The sequence below is a fragment of the Ureibacillus sp. GCM10028918 genome (assembly GCF_042666115.1).
Lineage (GTDB): Bacteria > Bacillota > Bacilli > Bacillales_A > Planococcaceae > Ureibacillus.
Genome location: NZ_JBHTFK010000006.1, coordinates 103267 through 124597 on the forward strand (window position 1 = coordinate 103267; position 21331 = coordinate 124597).

General features: G+C 35.6%; 22 protein-coding genes. 2 read left to right on the plus strand and 20 right to left on the minus strand.

The genetic code is table 11. The features are described 5' to 3' along the window. Positions 1-87 precede the first annotated feature (87 nt). The 8 genes from ACFQU5_RS08530 to ACFQU5_RS08565 form a co-directional block, all read right to left on the minus strand. Positions 88-1722 (minus strand): peptide ABC transporter substrate-binding protein, encoded by a 1635-nt coding sequence (locus ACFQU5_RS08530; RefSeq protein WP_390286760.1) that lies wholly within the window; start codon positions 1720-1722, stop codon positions 88-90. 411 nt (positions 1723-2133) lie between these two features. Then, entirely contained in the window at positions 2134-3042 is a 909-nt protein-coding gene (locus tag ACFQU5_RS08535; RefSeq protein WP_390286762.1) for an ABC transporter ATP-binding protein, read from the minus strand. Then, positions 3035-4087, minus strand: a complete 1053-nt coding sequence (locus ACFQU5_RS08540) for an ABC transporter ATP-binding protein (protein WP_390286764.1) — start codon at positions 4085-4087, stop codon at positions 3035-3037. Before ACFQU5_RS08540 ends, ACFQU5_RS08535 begins: the two co-directional genes overlap by 8 nt. A gap of 14 nt (positions 4088-4101) precedes the next feature. After that, positions 4102-5037, minus strand: a complete 936-nt coding sequence (locus tag ACFQU5_RS08545) for an ABC transporter permease (RefSeq protein WP_390286766.1) — start codon at positions 5035-5037, stop codon at positions 4102-4104. Next, positions 5037-5966, minus strand: coding sequence for an ABC transporter permease (locus ACFQU5_RS08550; protein ID WP_390286768.1), 930 nt, complete (start codon positions 5964-5966; stop codon positions 5037-5039). Before ACFQU5_RS08550 ends, ACFQU5_RS08545 begins: the two co-directional genes overlap by 1 nt. Positions 5967-6086: 120 nt before the next feature. Next, on the minus strand, positions 6087-7721 hold the full coding sequence (locus ACFQU5_RS08555) for a peptide ABC transporter substrate-binding protein (RefSeq protein ID WP_390286958.1): 1635 nt from the start codon (positions 7719-7721) through the stop codon (positions 6087-6089). Positions 7722-8286: 565 nt separating this feature from the next. Further along, complete coding sequence (locus ACFQU5_RS08560) at positions 8287-9282, minus strand: hypothetical protein (protein ID WP_390286770.1); 996 nt, start codon at positions 9280-9282, stop codon at positions 8287-8289. Beyond that, positions 9269-9616: a PadR family transcriptional regulator gene (locus ACFQU5_RS08565; protein ID WP_390286772.1), complete on the minus strand. Its 348-nt coding sequence runs from the start codon at positions 9614-9616 to the stop codon at positions 9269-9271. Before ACFQU5_RS08565 ends, ACFQU5_RS08560 begins: the two co-directional genes overlap by 14 nt. Before the next feature lie 345 nt (positions 9617-9961). On the opposite strand from ACFQU5_RS08565, the gene ACFQU5_RS08570 reads away from it, so the two are divergent. Further along, entirely contained in the window at positions 9962-10732 is a 771-nt protein-coding gene (locus tag ACFQU5_RS08570; RefSeq protein ID WP_390286774.1) for a TSUP family transporter, read from the plus strand. A 47-nt stretch (positions 10733-10779) separates the two neighbouring features. On the opposite strand, the gene ACFQU5_RS08575 is transcribed toward ACFQU5_RS08570, so the two are convergent. From ACFQU5_RS08575 to ACFQU5_RS08630, 12 genes are all read right to left on the minus strand, one after another. Continuing rightward, a complete protein-coding gene (locus tag ACFQU5_RS08575; RefSeq protein WP_390286776.1) occupies positions 10780-11412 on the minus strand; it encodes a FusB/FusC family EF-G-binding protein in 633 nt (210 codons plus the stop codon). A gap of 111 nt (positions 11413-11523) precedes the next feature. Further along, positions 11524-11787 (minus strand): CD3324 family protein, encoded by a 264-nt coding sequence (locus ACFQU5_RS08580; RefSeq protein ID WP_390286778.1) that lies wholly within the window; start codon positions 11785-11787, stop codon positions 11524-11526. Positions 11788-12126: 339 nt separating this feature from the next. Next, a complete protein-coding gene (locus ACFQU5_RS08585) occupies positions 12127-13110 on the minus strand; it encodes a GGDEF domain-containing protein (RefSeq protein WP_390286780.1) in 984 nt (327 codons plus the stop codon). Positions 13111-13149: 39 nt separating this feature from the next. Then, a complete protein-coding gene (locus ACFQU5_RS08590; RefSeq protein ID WP_390286782.1) occupies positions 13150-14010 on the minus strand; it encodes an EAL domain-containing protein in 861 nt (286 codons plus the stop codon). Between the two features lie 172 nt (positions 14011-14182). After that, positions 14183-15826 (minus strand): ribosomal protection-like ABC-F family protein, encoded by a 1644-nt coding sequence (abc-f, locus tag ACFQU5_RS08595; RefSeq protein WP_390286961.1) that lies wholly within the window; start codon positions 15824-15826, stop codon positions 14183-14185. 369 nt (positions 15827-16195) lie between these two features. After that, positions 16196-16639, minus strand: a complete 444-nt coding sequence (locus tag ACFQU5_RS08600; protein ID WP_390286784.1) for a VOC family protein — start codon at positions 16637-16639, stop codon at positions 16196-16198. Between the two features lie 10 nt (positions 16640-16649). After that, the gene (locus ACFQU5_RS08605; protein WP_390286786.1) at positions 16650-17069 is read right to left on the minus strand and encodes a VOC family protein; all 420 of its coding nucleotides are present in this window, start codon (positions 17067-17069) and stop codon (positions 16650-16652) included. 62 nt (positions 17070-17131) lie between these two features. After that, entirely contained in the window at positions 17132-17650 is a 519-nt protein-coding gene (locus ACFQU5_RS08610; protein ID WP_390286788.1) for a YfiT family bacillithiol transferase, read from the minus strand. Positions 17651-17664: 14 nt separating this feature from the next. After that, a complete protein-coding gene (locus ACFQU5_RS08615) occupies positions 17665-18150 on the minus strand; it encodes a DinB family protein (RefSeq protein ID WP_390286790.1) in 486 nt (161 codons plus the stop codon). 205 nt (positions 18151-18355) lie between these two features. Beyond that, positions 18356-19612, minus strand: a complete 1257-nt coding sequence (gene cypC, locus ACFQU5_RS08620) for a CYP152 family fatty-acid peroxygenase CypC (RefSeq protein WP_390286792.1) — start codon at positions 19610-19612, stop codon at positions 18356-18358. 141 nt (positions 19613-19753) lie between these two features. After that, complete coding sequence (locus ACFQU5_RS08625) at positions 19754-20311, minus strand: hypothetical protein (protein WP_390286794.1); 558 nt, start codon at positions 20309-20311, stop codon at positions 19754-19756. 336 nt (positions 20312-20647) lie between these two features. Then, the gene (locus ACFQU5_RS08630) at positions 20648-20800 is read right to left on the minus strand and encodes a YpzG family protein (protein ID WP_390286796.1); all 153 of its coding nucleotides are present in this window, start codon (positions 20798-20800) and stop codon (positions 20648-20650) included. 220 nt (positions 20801-21020) lie between these two features. Between ACFQU5_RS08630 and ACFQU5_RS08635 the strand changes: the two genes are divergently transcribed. Next, entirely contained in the window at positions 21021-21323 is a 303-nt protein-coding gene (locus ACFQU5_RS08635) for a YunC family protein (RefSeq protein ID WP_390286798.1), read from the plus strand. The last annotated feature ends 8 nt before the right edge of the window (positions 21324-21331 follow it).

Consider the following 21331-nt stretch of genomic DNA (forward strand, 5'->3'; position numbering starts at 1 on the left):
AAAAGGCTGCTTGACTTCACTAAACCGAAATAAGCAGCCTAAGTACCATTACAAATAAAGTAAATAGTAACTTTTTAAAAAAATATATTATTTGTTAATGTCTACATATTTTAGATAGATATTACCCAAAGCATCTGTTTGCATGTTTTCAACATAGTCTTTTTTAACAGATAGATTTGTGTAATAGTAAATTGGTGCAATCGGGAATTCCGTCATTGCAATTGCTTCAGCTTGCTTCATAATATCAATACGAGCATCTGCATCAGTTTCAGATATAGATTGTTTTAATAACTCTGCATATTGTGGGTTTTCCCAACCAGTATCATTGTTGCCGTTTTCGGCTGAATCATATGATTCTAAGAATGTATACGCATCATTATAGTCACCAATCCAACCCATACGAGCAACATCAAAGTCCAAGTTTGTAAGCTTGTCTAAATATACTTGCCATTCAGAATTATCAATCGTAACATCAATACCTAAGTTTGAGTGCCATCCTTCTTGAATAAATTGAGCGATTGCTGAGTGTGCTTCACTTGTATTAATTGAAAGGCCAACTGTAATTTCACTTGGATCAGAAATGCCAAGTTCTTTCATACCTGCTTCTAAAGCAGCTTTTGCTTCTTCGATATCATTATCTTTGAAGTATCCGCGATCTTCTTCAAATCCAGGAACAGCTGATGGAACCATACCTAAAGCTGGAGATTGCTCCCCTTTTAATACGTTATCAATTAAACCTTGACGGTCAATCGCTAATGTTAACGCTTTACGGATGTTAGCATTTGAAGTAAATTCACCCGTTGTGTTGAATTTATAGATGTAAATTGATGCATAATCTGCAATGTTTAAAATACCTTCTTCTTTATAACGATCAATTACATCTAAACCTACAGTTTGGAATGGAGATCCTAAGAAGTCGATTTCACCAGCATCAAACATTGTAGATGCCGTTGCTTCGTTTTCTACCATTGAGATGTTTACTTTATTTAAAGCAACATTTTCTGCATCCCAGTAAGACTCGTTTTTCTCTAAAGTAATAGAACCTGAATGCTGCCAATCAGCTAATGTGAAAGGACCGTTTGTAATATAAGTATCACCAGCTTCTGCATACCAAGTGTCGTTAGCTTCTGCAGTTGCTTTGTGAATTGGGTAGTAAGTTTTGAATGCTGTTAATTCCAGGAAATAAGGTGTTGGGTTTTCTAAAGTAACTTCTAGAGTTTTTTCGTCAACCACTTTAATTCCTAAATCTTCTTCAGTACCCTCACCTAAGTTAAAAGCTTGAGCGCCTTTGATTGGGTAAAGAATTGAAGCATACTCAGATGCATTTTCTGGATTTAATGCAAATTTCCAAGCATATGCAAAGTCTTCAGCAGTAACAGCGTCACCGTTTGACCATTTTGCATCTTTTAAAGTAAATGTATAAGTTAATAAATCTTCACTAACTTTTACATCGTCTGCTGCCGCATTTACGATTTCTCCATCCTTAACAGTTGTTAAACCTTCGAAAACGTTTTGTAAAATTGCATTCGAAGTACTATCTGTTGCTAATTGTGGATGTAATGATGGTGGTTCAGATGCGATAACCAAGTTAAGTTCTTTAGCGCCTGTCCCATTATCAGATGAACTGCTATCTTTTTCTTCTGATCCTCCAAAGTTACAAGCTGCTAACACTACTGATAGTGCTAATAACAATGAAAGAAGTAGAAAATTATTTTTCTTCATGAGGATCCCCCTATCTAAATTTTGTAATATATTTCCCATTTTTCAGAAAACTCAGCTTGGTATATTCATTTTTCAGAAATATCAGAGCTAACATTTACTATATTAACAAAAAGTTTTAACGAAATAAACAAAAATTTTATTTTTCTAATAAATTATTTAATCTATCAATAAAACACTGGTTTTTCTGCTTTATTTCATTTTTTTGTATTTTATGCTACTGAAAATTATCCTATCAATAGTTATTATTATTTTCTGAATATAACGAATCCTCGAAATATTCATATTACTAAATTTTCTAAATATTATTAATTGTCTTTCACCTTCATTATTTCAACTTCAATTTTCTCATAATAGTTTACCTAAAAAAAGATGATAATTCATCCATGAAACTGGAATGAATTATCATCCTGATCAATTTATCCATTTTTTTATTTGACTCTCTGTTCCATAAACAAAATGTGCCGGCAACACTTCATGTAGTTTACCTAATTCGTCTGTTTCCTCATGCGAATATGGAATTCGCTCTCGTACTCTTTCTGTCAGTGGGTCAGGAAGTGGTACTGCAGAAAGCAAAGATTTTGTATAAGGGTGAAGTGGATTATTATAAATTTCATCTGACTTCCCTAGCTCCACCACTTTCCCTCTATACATAACAGCGATCCGATCGCTTATATATTTCACCATCGATAAATCATGGGCAATAAATAAATAGGTTAAATTTCGTTCTCTTTGTAGTTTCTTTAATAAGTTTACTACTTGTGCCTGAATCGATACGTCCAGTGCCGATATTGGCTCATCAGCGATTATAAAACTTGGATCCAAGCTTAGAGCACGCGCTATACCAATCCGTTGACGCTGGCCACCCGAAAATTCATGAGCATATCGGTTCGCATGTTCACGATTTAAACCGACTGCTTCCAATAATTCAGAGATTCTCTCGCGTCTTTCCATCTTATTCTTATATAAGCCATGAATATCAAAGCCTTCACCAATAATTTCACCAGCTGTCATACGAGGATTTAATGAAGCATAAGGATCTTGAAAAATCATTTGCATTTCACGATTAAATTCCTTTAATTCTTTTTTGGATTTACTCGCGTGAATATCCTTCCCCTTGAACAAGACCTCTCCGTCCGTAATATCATATAATCGTATGATGGAACGACCAGTAGTGGATTTTCCACACCCCGATTCACCAACTAGTCCTAGCGTTTCTCCTTCATATATATCGAAGCTAATTCCATCGACCGCTTTTATCGGATGATTGGCTGTCCCAAAGTATTGTTTTAAATTTTTGACTTCAAGTAATTTATTAGCCATTTCCTTGCGCCTCCTTTAAATAACCCTCGATTCTGCGAGATATCGATTCGGGTATTTGAATTTGGGGGGCATTCGGGTGCAATAACCACGTTTTCGCAAAATGTGTTTCCGAAATCCGAAACAATGGCGGTTCTTGTTCATAATCGATTGCCATCGCATACTCATTACGAGGTGCAAATGCGTCACCCTTTGGTGGATGTATTAAATCTGGCGGTGATCCTGGAATTGTTCGCAATTCTTCCTTGACGTTATTCTTTAAATCAGGCATTGACCCTAACAATCCCCATGTATAAGGATGCTTCGGATTATAGAAGATATCATTTACAGTGCCGTATTCTACAATCTGCCCTGCATACATAACAGCTACACGGTCTGCTACATTGGCAACAACACCTAAATCATGTGTGATGAAAATAATAGATGTGCCACGTTTTTTCTGTATATCTTTCATTAATTCTAAAATTTGCGCCTGAATGGTAACGTCCAGTGCAGTTGTCGGTTCATCTGCGATTAATAGTTTTGGGTCGGCGGCTAGCGCAATCGCAATTACAACCCTTTGACGCATACCACCACTAAATTCGTGCGGAAATTGTTTAAAACGCTTTTCCGGCATTGGGATTCCAACCAGATCCAACAATTTGATTGCCCGTTCTTTTGCTTCGGCAGCAGTAATTTTTTGATGTTTTAAAACAACTTCAGTAATTTGACGACCTACACGCATCGTTGGGTTTAAAGCGGTCATCGGATCTTGGAAAATCATCGCGATATCATTTCCACGAACCTTTGACATCTGTTTTTCAGTCAACGGTATCAGATCTCGGCCTTCAAATTTAATCTCCCCGCCTGCATAAAGTCCAGGCGGTTGTGGAATCAGTTTCATAATTGCATTACTCGTAACACTTTTTCCAGAACCTGACTCACCCACAATCGCCAAGGTTTCCCCTTCATACAATTCGAAACTAACACCTCTTACCGCTTGTACAACTCCTGCATAAGTTTTAAAATTAATCTTTAATTCGTTCACTTCCAACAGTTTCTTTTTCATTTTTTCACCTTCCTCTATTTTCGTAATTTCGGATCTAATGCATCCCGCAACCCGTCACCTACTGCATTAAATGCAAAAATCGTTAATGAAATAAAAAATGCAGGGAAGAAAAGACGCCACGGCGCAGAAGTTAATGCTTTATTTCCCTCAGAGGCCATTGTCCCCCAACTCGCCGTTGGTGCAGGAACACCTAATCCTAAATAACTTAAAAATGATTCCGTGAAAATTGCTGATGGAATTGTTAAAGTCATTGTTACTAATATTGCACCTAAAGCATTGGGTACTAAATGTCTTTCAATCAAATGCCACGTACTTGCGCCAAGTGTACGAGCCGCCAACACGTACTCTTGATTCTTGATCGACAGCACTTCTCCTCGTACGATTCGGGCCATATTAATCCATCCCGTTATGGACAAAGCGATAATCATGGGCAGTAATCCCGGTTCTAGCACTACAAGTAAAATAATAACAACAAGTAAATACGGGACTGCTGATAAAACGTCGGCAATACGCATCATGATGTTGTCCAATCTTCCTCCTGCTAGGCCAGAAATACTTCCCCACAAAACGCCGATTATCAAATCAATAACAGCGGCAGTTATCCCAATAAATAACGAGATACGTGCCCCTTGCCAAACACGAACGAAAACGTCACGCCCCAAATCATCCGTACCAAACCAATGGCTTGCCGATGGTGGCGCGTTGTAGACACCTAATTGCTCCCGATAACTGTAAGGTGAAAAAACAGGAACGAAAATAGCTAATAATGTAATAATTACTAATGCAATTATCCCAAAGATAGCAAGTTTATTTTGTGAAAAGCGAAGGAATACTTCTTTCCAAAATGATAAAGATCTATCTGCAAGTTTTTCTGATTCATCTTGTTTTACTCCGACAATTTTAAACTTCTCAGGCGATAGTTTCTCAAACTGCAAATCTTGTTTGGCCATTATTTTTTCGCTCCTTTCAGTTTTATTCGCGGATCAATTACACTATATAAAATATCAACTACGAGTACTGCAAATAAAAGAATAATTGAATAGAACACAGTTGTTCCCATAATTACTGTATAGTCACGGTTTGTGATACTGGTTACAAAATGTCTTCCCAGCCCTGGAATGGCAAAGATTTGCTCAATAATAAAACTCCCTGTCACTACTCCTGCCGTAAGAGGACCTAAATACGTAATAACGGGCATAAGTGCATTTCTTAAAGTGTGGCGTATTACGACCGTCCACTTTCCAAGTCCCTTGGAACGGGCCATTTTTACATAATCACTATTGGCTTGTTCAAGCATACTCGATCTTGTCAGCTTCGCAATAAAACCTGCATGCGTAATAGCAATCGCAAGAGCTGGCAATATACTATAATTAAACCCTTTCCAACCACTTACCGGGAAGAGATCTAGTTTGAAGGCTAAGAAATACTGCATTAGGCCCGCCAAGATAAAGGAAGGAACAGAGATTCCTAGTACGGCTATCGTGGAGGCCAGGTAATCAGGAAACTTATTATGATAGAGGGCTGCTACAACCCCAAGGAATATCCCCAATCCTACTGATAAAATCATCGCTTCAATACCCAGCGTTAATGAAATAGGGAAACTTTCAGAAATAATATCATTCGTTGAGCGCCCTTTATATTTCATGGATTCTCCGAAATCAAAGGAAACTGTATCTACTAAGTAATCCTTATATTGAATATACCAAGGATTGTCCAATCCATATTTTGCATTCAATTGTTCTTCTATTTGCGGTGGAAAATCACGTTCACTAGCAAATGGACTACCGGGTGCTAGTTTCATTAAAAAGAATGTAGCTGTTATAATAATAAATAACGCAAGCAGTATATAAACCAACCGTTTGAAAATGTACCGCAGCACTTTAAAACCTCCTTTTTTGTGAGTGATTTTTAACCATACATCAACCACTAGAAAAGGCTGCTTAAATCGATTATTCGATCGTAAGCAGCCTTAGTCAGTTAGTAATTTTTTCTATATGGTTTATTTGTTAATATCTACATATTTAAGGTAGACATTACCTAGTTGATCCAACTCCATATTTTCTACATAATCTTTCTTAACAGAAAGGTTTGTGTAGTAGTAAATTGGTGCAACAGGGTATTCAGTCATTAAGATTGCTTCTGCCTGTTTTAGTAATTCAATACGTTTCTCTGGATCTGTTTCAGTATTTGATTGCTTTAATAATGCTGTGTAATCAGCATTTTCCCAACCAGTATCGTTGTTGCCATTATCTGCAGAATCATACTGTTCCAAGAACGTATAAGCATCATTATAGTCAGCAATCCATCCTAAACGACCAACTTGGTAATCTAGGTTAGTTAATTTATCTAGGTATACTTGCCACTCAGAGTTATCTAAAGTTACTTCGATACCTAAACTTGTACGCCATCCTTCTTGGATGAATTGAGCGATAGCAGCGTGTGCTTCACTTGTGTTGAATGATAATTTAATCTCTAATTCACTTGGATCACTTAAACCAAGTTCTTGTAAACCTAACTCAAGCGCTTTTTTCGCTTCTTCAACATCATTGTCTTTCATATAACCAGCATCTTCTTCGAATCCTTTAACTGCTGTTGGAACCATTCCTAATGCAGGAGATTGTTCCCCTTTAGTAATATTGTCGATTAAACCTTGACGGTCGATTGCAAGAGTTAATGCTTTACGAATGTTGGCATTACCCATAATTTCATCAGTAGTGTTGAATTTGTACATGTAGATAGCTGAGTAATCGGAAATATTCAAGATGCCTTCTTCTTTGTAGCGATCAATTACATCTAAAGCTACCGTTTGGAATGGAGCACCTAAGAAATCGATTTCACCTGCATCGAACATTGTTGCAGCAGTAGTTTCAGATTCAACCATACCGATATTTACTTTATCGATTGCTACATTGTCAGCATCCCAGTAGTTTGCATTTTTCTCTAATGTCATAGAACCGCTATGCTGCCAATCAGATAATGTGAATGGTCCGTTAGTGATATATGTTTCCCCAGCTTCTGCATACCAAGTTTCGTTAGCTTCTGCTGTTGCTTTATGAACAGGGAAATAAGTTTTGAACGCTGTTAATTCTAAGAAATAAGGCGTTGGGTTTTCTAAAGTAACTTCTAAAGTTTTTTCGTCTACCACTTTAATTCCTAAATCTTCTACTGTACCTTCACCTAAGTTAAAAGCTTGTGCCCCTTTAATTGGATAAAGGATTGAAGCATATTCAGATGCGTTTTCTGGAGTAAGTGCAAAAGTCCAAGCATATGCGAAGTCTTCAGCAGTTACTGCATCTCCATTTGACCATTTCGCATCACGTAAAGTGAATGTATAAGTTAAACCATCTTCACTAACATCTACTTTTTCTGCTGCAGCGTTAACTACTTCACCATCTTTATAAGATGTTAAACCTTCATAAATTTGTTTTAACACTGCACTTGAAGTACTATCAGTCGCTAATTGCGGATGCATTGATGGTGGTTCTGATGTAACAACTAAATTAAGTTCCTTTGTACCACCTTCAGTAGTTTCTTCTGTTGTGCCTTCTGTTGATCCTTCTTCAGATGCAGGTTCTTCTTCCCCACCGAAGTTACATGCTGCAAGTACTAGAGTTAAAGCTAGTAACATTAGCATCAAAAATAAATTGCGCTTTTTCAATGCAAATCCCCCTCTTTTTGTTTTTTCCCTATTTTCTGATAATAGGAGTAACAATTCTCATCATAGCAAAAAATATTTACGAAATAAACAAAAAATTCATTTTTCTAGGAAGATTTAGATAATTTAATATTTTAGTATAGTTTAAAAAACTATTAAACTTTAATGCTTAATAGTTTTCATTCATTAAAACTATTTGAAAGGAACTATTAATTCTGGGGGATACATTCTCCAAAACACTAACAAATAATTGATTTTGTTGCCGAATGATATTCTAATTACCTATTATTTATTATCGCGGATTTTACCTTAGACTATTTATATTGTTATATGTTTTTCAGAGGAAATACTTTTAATAGCATAATTAATATTTGTAATATTAATGTTAAATTTATTAATAAGGTAGAGATGAAATAGGAAGAAAGGAATATAGAAAATCATCTATTTCATACAGAAAGGTAAATTATACCTCATTCATTTTAATAAATATCTGGTAAATTGCATCAATTAACAAAAGAGGCATCCATTTAAGATGCCTCTTTTGTTAACGATTCGCTCTTCGGAAACCATCAATACAATTGATAATTGAGGATACTGGGTACAAAACCAATGTGATTCCAATCATGAAATTCTTAATTTGCTCTGCAGTAAATTCAAGGTTAGTGCTCATATACAATAGGAATTCCGGGTTGAAGAAGTTAGAATGAGTAATTAGGAAAACTAATACTATGATCCCCACTATTTCACGAACCGTATTGAGGATTGCCGCTCTCTTTGTCCATTGATTTTTTATAAAGAGAAATAAAGCAAAGGAAACCTCCAACCCGAGGACAAGAATAATCACCGGCCAAAATGAGTTCAAGACATCTTGATTTAATGCCGGCATAATAAACTCAAGTCCATTTCCGAAATTTCCATATACACCAGCCAAGTGATCTGCATTAAAATATATTGTTCCCCAGATGGACGTCCAAAGCAAACTGCCAAAGACATACCCTTTTGAAACCACTCTCTCCTTTGGAATGGATGGTATATTCTTCAAATCTTCCGGTGTCCATTTATTAAGGCTCATTGTACGTGGGTAATCATCTTTACTGTGATCAGCTCGTTCAAGAATCGCAAAAGTTAAAGTCAGCCAAAAGAATACCTGTATAAACACATTGATTATACTCCATATTCCTTCTCCCAATACCATAAGGCCTACATTAAGAACTGTATCTCCATTGTCAAACCCCACAATATACTCTGTTAAAACAACAATAAAAGCGATAACTGCAGCTATAGGAACAATCATCTTCAATAATGAAATATAGATATCAAAATATTTCGGGCCAATTAGGTGCATCGGCCTTTCATTATAGCCACTTGCCAAAACCGCCGGATTTCCTAACTCCAAAAGTACATTTTCCACGTCTTCCTCTGTATATTTATCAGGGAGCATATCTTCAATTGTCGATTTTAATTCAAGACCAATATCTTCACGATTTTTAACCGGTAACCTTCGTGTAACCTCATATATATATACTTCAATTAAATTCATCCCGATCATCCCCTTCCAATAATTTATAAAGCTCTTTTGAGTTTTTGACCCATTCTTCCTTAAGCTTTTCATAAACTTCAAGGCCAAATTCAGTTAAAAGGTAATATTTCCTCGGTCTGGATTCTGTCGTATCCCAAATACTTTTCACCAGTTCTTGCTTCTCTAGTCTGCGAAGAAGTGGATATAACGTACTTTGTTCAATTATTATCCCTGATTTTTCCAGCGATTGAACTAATGAATAACCATATTGTTGTGTTTGTAATTGACTTAGTACAGCTAAAGTCAATGTACCTCTTCTAAGTTCAGTACTTAATGAATCCAGTAAATTGCTCAATTCGTCACCTCCTAATTCTATACTGTGTATAATACAGTATATGTCACACAGTATTAGATGTTCACTAATATTGGTAATTATTTTCATTTTCTTTTAAAAAAACCTTTGCTTTGAACTTCATTCAAAGCAAAGGTCATGGGTTAATTTCCCAAACATCTTGTAAACCATCTATTTTAGGACTAATATGTGTATGACAATATTATAAATCTATAAAAGTCTATACATGTTGAATACTATAAGATTTTCATGGGGGGACGATGCCTTTAGATGGATTTCCCTAGTCTAATATTATTTAAAACAGATGATATAGATCATTAAAAGTTCGATGAAAGGTAGTTAATACATATGTTTTTCGATTTAGATCCTTCTCTTATTATTATTTTATTTCTTTTTGGATTTTTAGCTGCATTTATTGATTCTGTTGTTGGGGGAGGCGGGTTAATTTCTTTACCGGCCTTAATGTTTACCGGCTTGAGCCCCTCGGCAGCAGTTGCAACAAATAAACTTGCAGGGACAATGGGTTCGCTAACGAGCACCATTACTTTTTACCGTTCAGGCAATATCGATTTTAAGTCGATTGCTAAAATTTTTCCCTTTGTCTTTATTGCATCGATGCTGGGAGCATGGGTCGTCCATTTAATGGATCCGAACCTATTAAAACCATTAATGCTCGTGATGTTGGCAGCTGTAGCCGTTTATACAGTCTTTAAAAAAGATTGGGGCAGTATTTCAACCTATAAAAAACTAACTACAAAGAAATACATTGGATTTATCCTTCTGGTTTCCGCTATTGGGTTTTATGATGGTTTTCTAGGCCCAGGCACGGGTTCGTTCCTGATTTTCGCCTTTTTAATGATTGGCTTTGATTTCTTGAAAGCGGCAGGAAATTCGAAGTTTTTAAATTTCGCCAGTAATATTGGGGCATTAGTGATGTTCTTATTTTTAGGTCAAATTAATTTTGCCTATGGAATTATTATGGGGGTCGCCCAAATAATTGGGGCCATATGCGGCTCAAAATTTGCGATTAAACGCGGCAGTGGCTACGTCCGTATATTATTTATCGTCGTGACAGTTCTTTTACTAGCTAAAAACACATATGATTATTTTAACAACTAAGCAAAAAATCGAGACTGCGATAATTAGCGCACCTCGATTTTTTTTATTTATTTTAAGTTATTAACGAAATTTGTGAACTTTTCTAAATCGGATAAAGCTTCATTACATGCTCCACTATCATCACAAATATAGTTTCCTCTTTTTGTATAAGTCCCCATATCCAATCCTTTTTTTGATACTAACAACATCCCGACCTTAGCATGTTGATTACATACGGTGCAGATTCCAACCTTGGCGGAATTGCTAAATGTACCGCGCACACCTTTTAAAGCACCATCTTCTCTATACACAATGTATTTTCGATTTGTCCCCGCATCAAACCAACTTAAATAGGAGGTTTCTTGCCAATCAAACAATTCAAGTTTTGGAAGCTTTAATTTTTTATCCTTAGGAAATAACTTTTTCAACTCTGCTTCTGTTGGCTGTTGAAACGGTTCGACATACTGTTTAATGTCCTTTAGAAATAACTCCAGCTGTTCTTTTGATTGAATATGAAAAATTGGCTGCAGCACTATCTGCTGCTCAATTTCGCCGAAAGTGAGTTTATCGTCAATTTCTTCCTGAACAAGAGCTTGAATAGCTTGGATGACTTTCTGATCATTTGATGTTGTATATGTGTTCAAGATTTTTTTTGCTTGTTTTTTAACAAATTGAAACTGTTCTGGTGTCATAAAATACATTTTATCCACTCCTTAATTTCTAGGGTACAGAAGTGAAAGGAAAACAGCAATTGCCAAGTATTTTTAAAATTAAACTATACACTAAAAAAAGCTGGCATTGCACCAGCTCTTTTACTTCTTATATATTATCTTTTTAATGGTTTCAATAGACAAATGGTATTGCTCCGCTAACTGTCCAAGAGTAACGCCATTTTGATAGTGCCTTTTTATTTGCTCATTTCTCTTTTGCAGTCTTTGTCTTTCACCAGATAAGGCACCCCATTGAATACGTTCTTTTTGTGTCTTTGGAATATAAATCAAATCTCCTTGAACGTACTTTTGGATTTCCATTAATAGCTCCTCCGGTAAAACTTCATGTGCATTTACGTAACGCATCCACTTTCGCTCCTTTACTTTTTTAACTTGCAAAGTGAAGGGCAAAGCACACATGAATAAAGTGACTAGATACTTAAGGCGATTAAAATGTTAAAAACCTCACGCAAAGTATCGCCATATTATTCATAGGCTTTGCATGAGTAGTTCCATTAAGCGGCGCAATTTTTCGAGCCATCTTATCACTCCTTTAAAAGAAACGCTTTTGTTCTATTATACATTGAGTAATAAAAAATCGAATGAAAAAGGTAAAACTACTTTTCCATTCGATCTTAAAAAATACCCATATAGATTCTAATCCTGCTTCTGCTTAGGAGCTGTCTAAACGCCAACTTGTACTAATTAAAGTGTCGGGGAGAAACATTCCGCTTCATCGATAATGAAACAGCTGCCCTTAACCTTCTTGCAACTTCGTTTAATAGCAGCTACTGCATTCGATATATCTTCAATTTTATCAAACTTCTGTTTTTCATTTGTTAACACAGCGATTGATAAAAACATAATCGTAAAGTTCTCTAAGTTCCCCGATCTTCCCTTTACTTTAAAATTTGGGTCTTTTAAATGCTTCTCATCATAGAAACCCGGAATGGTTACATCAAATTCCTTAATAATTTCTTCACACATCGCATCCACATTATATTGAGGGAGAATGGCCATAAAGTCGTCTCCACCAATATGTCCTAAAAAGAAGCCCTGCTGGGTAATGTTTCTTTTTAAGATATCCGTTAAATGCAGAAGGACCTTATCCCCTTTATTAAAACCATATAGGTCATTATACGTTTTAAAATAATCTATATCGAAATATAGTACACTGTATTTTTCTAGGTACAGTATTTCTGTTAACTTTTGATCAATAAGGTGATTTCCAGGCAACTTACTTAATGGATTAAGAAAACTAGCGAATTGCACTTGTATATCAACGAACTCCATTAGCAATGCTCTTATACTAACAACACCCATAAATCTGTCATCTTTAGTCACAATAACATCATCATACAAATCCTCTTCTTGTCTTTCCATTGCTAACTTACTGACTTCTGTAATCGGCTGATGAAAATCAACAATGAGAGGATTTTTTTTAGCTAGCAATTGACTTTCTCTTCCCATATACAAGTTATAGCCATATAACGTTCCAATTTTTTGATAGAAATGTGTTCTTGTAATATGAGCAAATGGTTTTTCATGATGTACGACTACGATTCCGCGCATATCAGGATTCTCGGTAAATAATTTGTCTACTTCTTTATTTTTAAGAGTTGGCGAAATTGAAGGAACTGCCTTAACAATTCGTCCGATATTTGATACTGCTTCACCTGTTTTCGTCATCATTTCCTCACCTATTTACATCAATTTTTACATGAGATTCTAAAGTAAGCTAGGCAATTCTCCAACCTTGATTTCCCGATTTGGTCTACCTAACGCATAACCTTGGGCATAATGTATCCCTAGTTTTTGGAGATACTTAATTTCCTCTTTTCTCTCTATTCCTTCTGCAATGATTCTTGTATTGGATTGTTCGGCATAATCATAGATAAGCGAAACTAATTGCTGGCTGGGTGTACTCTCATCAATATATTGAATGAGTGAACGATCCAACTTTATAAACTCTGGCTTTAGAAAGATTAATGTTTTTAAGCTATTATAGCCCGAACCAACATCATCGATTGCTATCCTGTATCCTTGTGAACGATAATGGGATAAAACGCGTTCAAACTCTTGAAAGTCAGTCACGGCACTTCTTTCCGTCAACTCAAAGACGACATGTTCTGGATGAATACCCATTTCATTCAGATAATGTAAAGTATCTCCGCTATGATAATGCTTATCTAGTAATACATGTGGATGAATATTAATAAATAGGATAAAATCTTGTTCTTGAAGCTTTTCGCTTAAGCCGGCAATATATCTTTTCAATGATAGATTTCGGCAAAATTTTTCAAACTCAAATACCCTATCTGTCTGACCAACAAATTCATAGAAATGATCTACATTTGAAAATAATTGAGATTGACTAGGACGATTTAACGCTTCAAATCCAAATGTTGCTCCAGTTTGGAGATTAACAATCGGCTGAAAAAAAGTTTCTAATGACTCATTTTGCATAATTTTTTTCAATTCGTTATATCTCTTAAAGTACAGAAAATCATCTTGCCTTTTATTTAATAAGTATTTTAGATAGGAAAATAAATTTAGAGATTGCTCTCTTGTATATGATACTGAATTCATAGTTACTCCTTGTTAGTGAAGGGGATTAATACCTATCATAAGCCTCTTATGTTAATGTACTATTAATCATTTATTAACCATTTGTAAAGCGGTTGAAGGAGAAAAGCCAACATATTTTTATCATTCATAAAAAGCCATCAAGGAATTGTACAGGTTCCTTGATGGCTTATCCTCATAAGTGTTTCTTTAACTGGTTAATTTGTTTCGTTAGTTCGTTAAACTTTGAATCCAGTTCGGGGTATTGCCCATCCTTAACTGTCATAAAACTTAGCTTACCCAGCACTTCCTGTCTTTCTGTTTCTAGCTTTAGCAGCAATTCTTTCTGTGAATCTATTTGAGATGGCATTTCTTTATATTGCTTATAGATGATATTTCCTTTAATTTCCAAACTGCTATTCGTTGTTTTTTCAAGGAAATAGCGATCATGAGAAACAATAAGTAATGTTCCATTATAATCTGATAAAGTCGCTTCCAGCTGTTCACGGGAAGGAAGGTCTAAATGGTTGGTAGGTTCGTCTAAGATTAGTACGTCTTTTTCTTCTAATATATATACCATTAGCTTACACTTCACTCGTTCTCCCATACTCATATTCTGTATAGGTTCTTTCCAAGCTGTCATTTCGAAACCTAAATGCTTCAATAGATTCTGAACTTTCCCTCTTTCCTCAAAGTTTCCACGATAAAACAATTCTTCCGGTGTCTTTGATAAAGGTAAGTCAAATACTTCTTGAGTTAAATATCCAATGTTGGCAGATGGGGAAATCCAGACTTCTCCACCTTCCGCTTCAACTTCACCCATAAAGATTTTTAGCAGAGTTGTTTTTCCACTTCCATTCGGACCTACTAATGCAATTTTTTCACCGTGCTGGATTGTAAAATTGACATGATCAAATAATGTTCGATTGTTTATTGCTTTTTTTAGGTTTTTCACTTCTAGAAAACGTTTTCCGCGCTTATCATTTGCGTTTATTTTAAACTGTACCTCGTATTCCGGCTTCACGGCTTCAGCTTTTGAGTGCTCCAGTTCTTTCTCGAGACGTTTTCTTTTGGATTTTATCTGCGCATCCGTTCGTTTCGCTTTTACACGGTGGTATTCTTTAAATCCTTCTTGTTTTGTTGAAGCTTCGTGTGCTTTTTGAGACCAAGATGTAAGCTCATTTAATTGTCCTTCGATTGTTTGAATCATCTGCTGCTGCTTTTCGTGCTCCCGTTGCTGTGTGAGCCTTCTCAGTTCGCGTGCTTTCATATAGCTAGTATAATTGCCTTTATGCTCTATCAACTGTTGGTCTTCGAGAGACCAAATCTTTGTGACTACTTTATCCAAAAAATACCGATCATGCGATACAAGAATAATGGTTCCTTTATAATGTTTGATATACTCGAGTAGAATTTTTGTAGATTGTTCATCGAGATGGTTTGTCGGCTCATCCAAAAGGAGAAGCTGTGCATGCCGTGACAACCCTTTTGCGAGTCTTGCTTTTAGCCTCTCCCCACCACTTAGATGATGATAGTGATTTGAAGGAACCTTCCACTTGGCTAACATGCTTGCTTCTTCTGTCTCCACATGTTCTGCAGTAAAATCTTCTGTTTCCTGTTCAACCATTTCAATCGAAACATGTGGTTGTAACCAGTTGATCCTTCCAATAGATAATGGAAGATTTCCTGAAATCAATTGCAATATGGTAGATTTTCCTGCCCCATTCTTGCCGATGATTCCGATTACGTCCCCATTATGCACAGTACCATTTATCTTTTTAAATATTGTATTATTTGCGATTTCATAGTTGATGTCTTGCAATTTTAAAAGCTCTTGCATATATCTTCGCATCCCTTCTATTAAAGGGAGGATTTATTGATTAGCGTAAAAAAATCCTCCCAAAAAGTTTTGGAAGGATTAGTCTCATTTTTGGCTGATAGAAAAGTATTGGACTTTCCTATACAAGCATAAGCACAACTCTAGATTTTTGATAAAAATTTAGTAGTAAATCGGCTTTTTATCAATATCAAAGAAGCTATTGACAGCAATAGCAGTTGAACTTTTATGGAAAAATGGGCAGACTAATCCTATTTTAAAATTCTTGAATTTAAATTCCAAAAACAAAAATAAGATTATTTAATCATCGGCCACCCATCTTCCCTTCTCTTCAGTTACACGAATTATATCATAAATTTAAAATGGCTTACCCTATTTTTTAACAATCAGCATATCATTTTCATCAAATTCCCACATTTCGCCGTAGGCAACTTCCCAGTAGTAGCCATTTGGATCCTGGAAATAACCGCTATAGCCACCCCAAAAGACGGTTTCGGGTTTTTTAACAATTTTAGCTCCCGCTTTTTCTGCCAATGAATAAACTTCATCAACTTCTTTTTTAGATTTTCCATTATAGGCTAATGTAATTCCTCCGAACCCTGTGCCTATTTCCGGGGGCTGTTGTTCATTAATATCCTTAGTTAATCTTTCAATCGGGAATAACGATATTTTGGTCCCATTATTATTAAAGAAAATTACATCCGGATTGGACTCCTCGCCATAAACCAATACTTCAAAACCTAACCCATCTCGGTAAAACCGAAGGGACTCTCGCATGTTCTTTACTCCTAAAGTAAGTAAATTTAAACGATTCATAGTTATCCTCCTACAGATTTTCTATAAATTTCTCTTTATATTTAGGACTTAATTCGCTCCAAACGTCAAATTTATTCCCATCTAAATCTTGAAAGATGAAGTTTCTTCCCGTATGTCCACGATCCTCAATCATTCCTACTCGTACTTGTTTTTTACTAAACTCTTCGTAAAGTTGAAGGAGGGCATCTAATCCATCTACTTCAAACGTTACTGAAAACCGTTCTTCCCCGTTACTATCTAGAAAATTAGCACTTTCAATAGGCGGAGATTTAACTAGAAAGAAACTCTGATTCGCAAAATTAAGGATTGCTTTTGCATGATCAAGATATGAGATATCAGCACCTAATTTTTCTTCATACCAGCTTGCAGCTACTTCAACTTCCCGTACAGGCAAGTAGATAGTTCCTACTCGCATTAAGCCCAAGTTCATCTATTTCCTCCTCAAGTAATAACCCTCGATTCGATTAAGGGTTAATAAATCAATAATCATCTTTATATAGTTCTAGTACCTAAAGCATTTTGGATATGTGCAAGATGGTGATTTACGTGCCATACACTAAAAGCCAACGTGGATAGGATTGTTTGTACACCCGTTTCTGGATGTGAATACTTTCGTTCGAGTTGGTCATTGGTTAACTTTTCAAGTAAATAGGCTAGACGAGCGTGTAATCCTTCAATTATTTGTAATGATGTTACGATAGGTAGATTAGAGTCTTCTAAATTTGCCCATGCATTTTCTTCAAAAGGTTTAATCTGTGGATTTTCCTCTGTTAATGCGAGTTTAATTCGCGTATAAACATTTACTTGTGCATCCGCAATATGATGTACAAGTTGTTTAATTGTCCATGCACCCACCCGATAAGTAAGCTGTTGATCATTTTCGCTTAATGTTTCCGTCATTTGCTTTAATCTTATAGGGTAGGTAGATATATTCTGTATCCATTCTTTTACTAATTCGTCCGTAATAATCTCTGGTTTTTTAAACTGACCGATTGGGTATCTATCATCCATTGCCTTCACCTCTATTAATCATTTGTACGACCATCTATGGCATTTAAAGAATCCTGAATTTGTTTAAAATGATGTTCATCATGTTCGACAAATCCTTTTAAGTATTCCGTTATTGTTAATTTAGTTTGATTGATTTGAATTTTTCTTTCCCATAATTCATCTTTAATATTATTGATTGCAACAATTAACTTTCTTCTGACAGCAACAAATTTTGTAATTACTTCTTCCTTTGTCTTCACTTTACTCTCTAAAGATGACTGATGATTTAAAGAATCAACCTCGGGTCCTTTTGGAAGTACTCCACCATCAAATAAGTAGGGAAGGCGTTGTTCTAAAAGAACTTGATCCCAGGCAGGAAAATGACCGATGACTTCCGCGATTGTCCATTTCCCTTTTGCAATAGGTGTCCTCCATTGCTCTTCCGTTAAATTTACCAAATTCTTTACCCACTCGACAGAATTCTCATAGTGCATTAAAATCTCTTCCTTATTCTGATGCAAAAAATTCAGCTCCTATAGGTTTCTTATACCTCTTAGTGTTCGAGAGCGGATCAAAAAATCCTGCTTGAATCGACAGTTTTCATTAAATGAATGCATTCTACGAACTTCGAGCCATTATAAAAGAAAAATTCCGTATACGATTTTTATAAAAGCTATGTATTACATGATCACAACATCATCACGGAATAACAAAAACCGAAATCAACTAGTGACTTCGGCTTCTTGTAATTTGTTCAAGGATGATTTTACTTTTAGGGATACTTGGGATATCATCAATTTCAAAACTCAAATCTTGCTCTGGTACTTTGAATTCCATTCGATTCACTAAATAATCTAGACTGACTTTCATCACATCAATCGTAATTTGTTCACCAGCACAACGATGACCTAAATAGTAATCTCCTCCACCCTGTGGAATAAAACTAAATGGGCTTCCCTCCCAATAGGCAAATCGCTCTGGATTAAACTTTTGTGGGTCTTCCCACTTCGTTGGGTCATGGTTGGTACCGTAAAGATCCAGTAAAGTTAATGTACCCTCTTTAAACTGGTAGCCATTCCAATTAAAATCTGATTTTACTTTAGCAACTACAAATGGAAAGAAAGGATAAAATCTTCTGACCTCTTGTACAAAAAGCTTTGAGTAGTCATTAAATGACTGTAGCTTCTCTTTTTCTTTTGGGAATTCGAGAAGGGCCAAAAGGGAAAAATTAATATAGATCGATATGGCAACTATCGGTCTTAACATGTTAATCACTTCAACTGTCACCGTCTCGGCATCCAATAGTTCTCCTTGAGAATCCTTATGAAAAGCAAACTGATGAAGAACTGTATTTTGAGGAAACTTTATCTTACCGTCTCGAGTGTCTTGAATCAGTTGATGAATCGTTTTTTCGGCTTGGTTTCTAAACGTTCTTCCCACCCAATGATTCGGACCTATTGCTGAAGCAGTTTCGTACATGGAAGCAAGCTCTTTCGTCAATTTCTTCACATTATCTTCGTGTAAAGGGTAACCTATCCATTTAAATGCAACGCGACAAAGCAACTCTTTTACTTCCTCATAAAAGACGATTGTATCCATTTTGCTCCATTTATCAATGGATTGCTCCCATTGCATCTGTGTAAGCTCAAATAGATGGGTCAATTGTTCCTTAGACATAACCGACATAAGCATTTCCTTACGATTGCGATGCTCTTCCTCATCCAAGGTTTGAACACTATTTTTCCCAAATAGAGTTTGAACAAGGCGATTGGGTGCAGCATCTTTTCTTTGAAACTTTTGAGGATCATAAAAAATTTGGGCCGCTTCTTGGCCTATCATACAAATTGCTTTTTTACCTAAAAGACGTGTTTCAAAAACATTTGACTGAAGCTTTTCACTTCTGTTTAAAATAAAGTGATAGCCTTCCTTTAAAAGAGCAATACTATGATCGATTCCTTCTTCTTTTGGCATTTGATTTTCCAATTGCGTCACCTCATTTTCCGTTCACTCTTCTTAGTCTCTCTAAACCGTTTCTGATTATACTCCTACCCATAAAACAATAAACATAATCAAAAACACCAAAAGTATCATTAGAAACATTTTGGTGTGAGAAATATATATAATTTAAACAGCAGGATAAACCTGATTAGAAGTTTCATTCTCCAACAAGTCCGCTAATTTTCCTTCAAATTCTAATTGAAGGTTGTTCATGCTCTGTAGATCATTCGGTGATACAAGAGAAATTGGTTTTTGGAATTGACCCATGCCACCACTATCTATAACTTGTGCTACAAACTCTGAACAAAAGAAAGCATGCTCTCGTTGATACGGTTTATTGATAATAAACGTAATAAGTCCTAATAAATTGTATCGATAAAGATGCCTTTCCATCTCAATCTTGCTAATAAATGCCTTCATTTTTTCGATTTGCTGCTCTGTTGCATCAAAACTATAGATAGCACATCGCGCATTTTTAAATAAGCCCTGCCTTACATCTTCATTGACAAATCCACCTATAAATGGATTTCTGGGTTTCTTGCGCCCGAAACTATATACTTCATTAAAATGCTCATCAAATACAATCGATGCATGATTATAAGGCTTTTTTGTATAAAGCTTAATCATCCTTGTAAACATTGTGCCTGTATCAGTCAGTAATAAGTAAACTTTCTTTCTTTTCATCCTATTACTCCTTTGTTTATATCTTACTACTAATAATAGAATATCGACTCTTACCTGGTAACCGACTCAAGAAATATTTCAACGTCAGACCTAAGACGTAGTTTCAATGCCATTATCATCTGTATAAGGATATATATTCAATATAGAAAATCATGCATAATAGGTATACTTTTACATATTTGTTTTTATGTATTAATTGTTAAAAATAGAACTAGATTATATACATATAAAACCCGGAGAAATAAATCTCCGGGCTGCATCTAACTAATCTATATACTGAATAAAAAAACCCGGAATATTCCGGGCCTTGTTTCACTGAAATCACTATATTATGACTTACCAACGATTAGCCTTAGCATTTGATCTCAAAATTTGGTTCGTAAGTGTGACCTCCGTTTTACCATTCACTTGAGACTTTTGAAACTTTGGCTTATCCCAGTTGCTGTGATTCTTTGAAGAATGAGAACCGAATATTCCCTTATTATTCATTCGTCACACCCCTGTTGTCGTATAGTAGATTTCTTTACGTGAAATCAGATATAGTATGAAACATTCAATAAAAAATCATGCTCATTTCTATTTTTTCTTTTAATCAGTTCAAATGGAATTCTTTGATCAAATTCTTCATCCACTTGCCTCTAGAAATTCGTTCTGGAGGGGAACACTTTTTTCCCCCTTCCATATTTTATAAAGGAAAGGGGCGATAAATATGGTTTCGATAGAACCAATCGAATTGAACGGACACATGTTTACTGCTGTTACTGTACGGTTACCAAAAACGACACTTTTAACTGTTTCAAACGAAAACGGGTACATTATGTGTGGGGCGTTAGATGTTGGGTTGTTAAATAGTAAATTAGCCGATCGCAAAATCATTGCAGGTCGAGCAGTAGGTGTAAAAACAATCGATGACTTATTACGAGCTCCCCTAGAGTCTGTCACTCATGAAGCGGCAAAACTAGGAATTGTAAAAGGAACAATCGGAGAAGACGCTTTAATGATGATGATTTAACAGTAAAA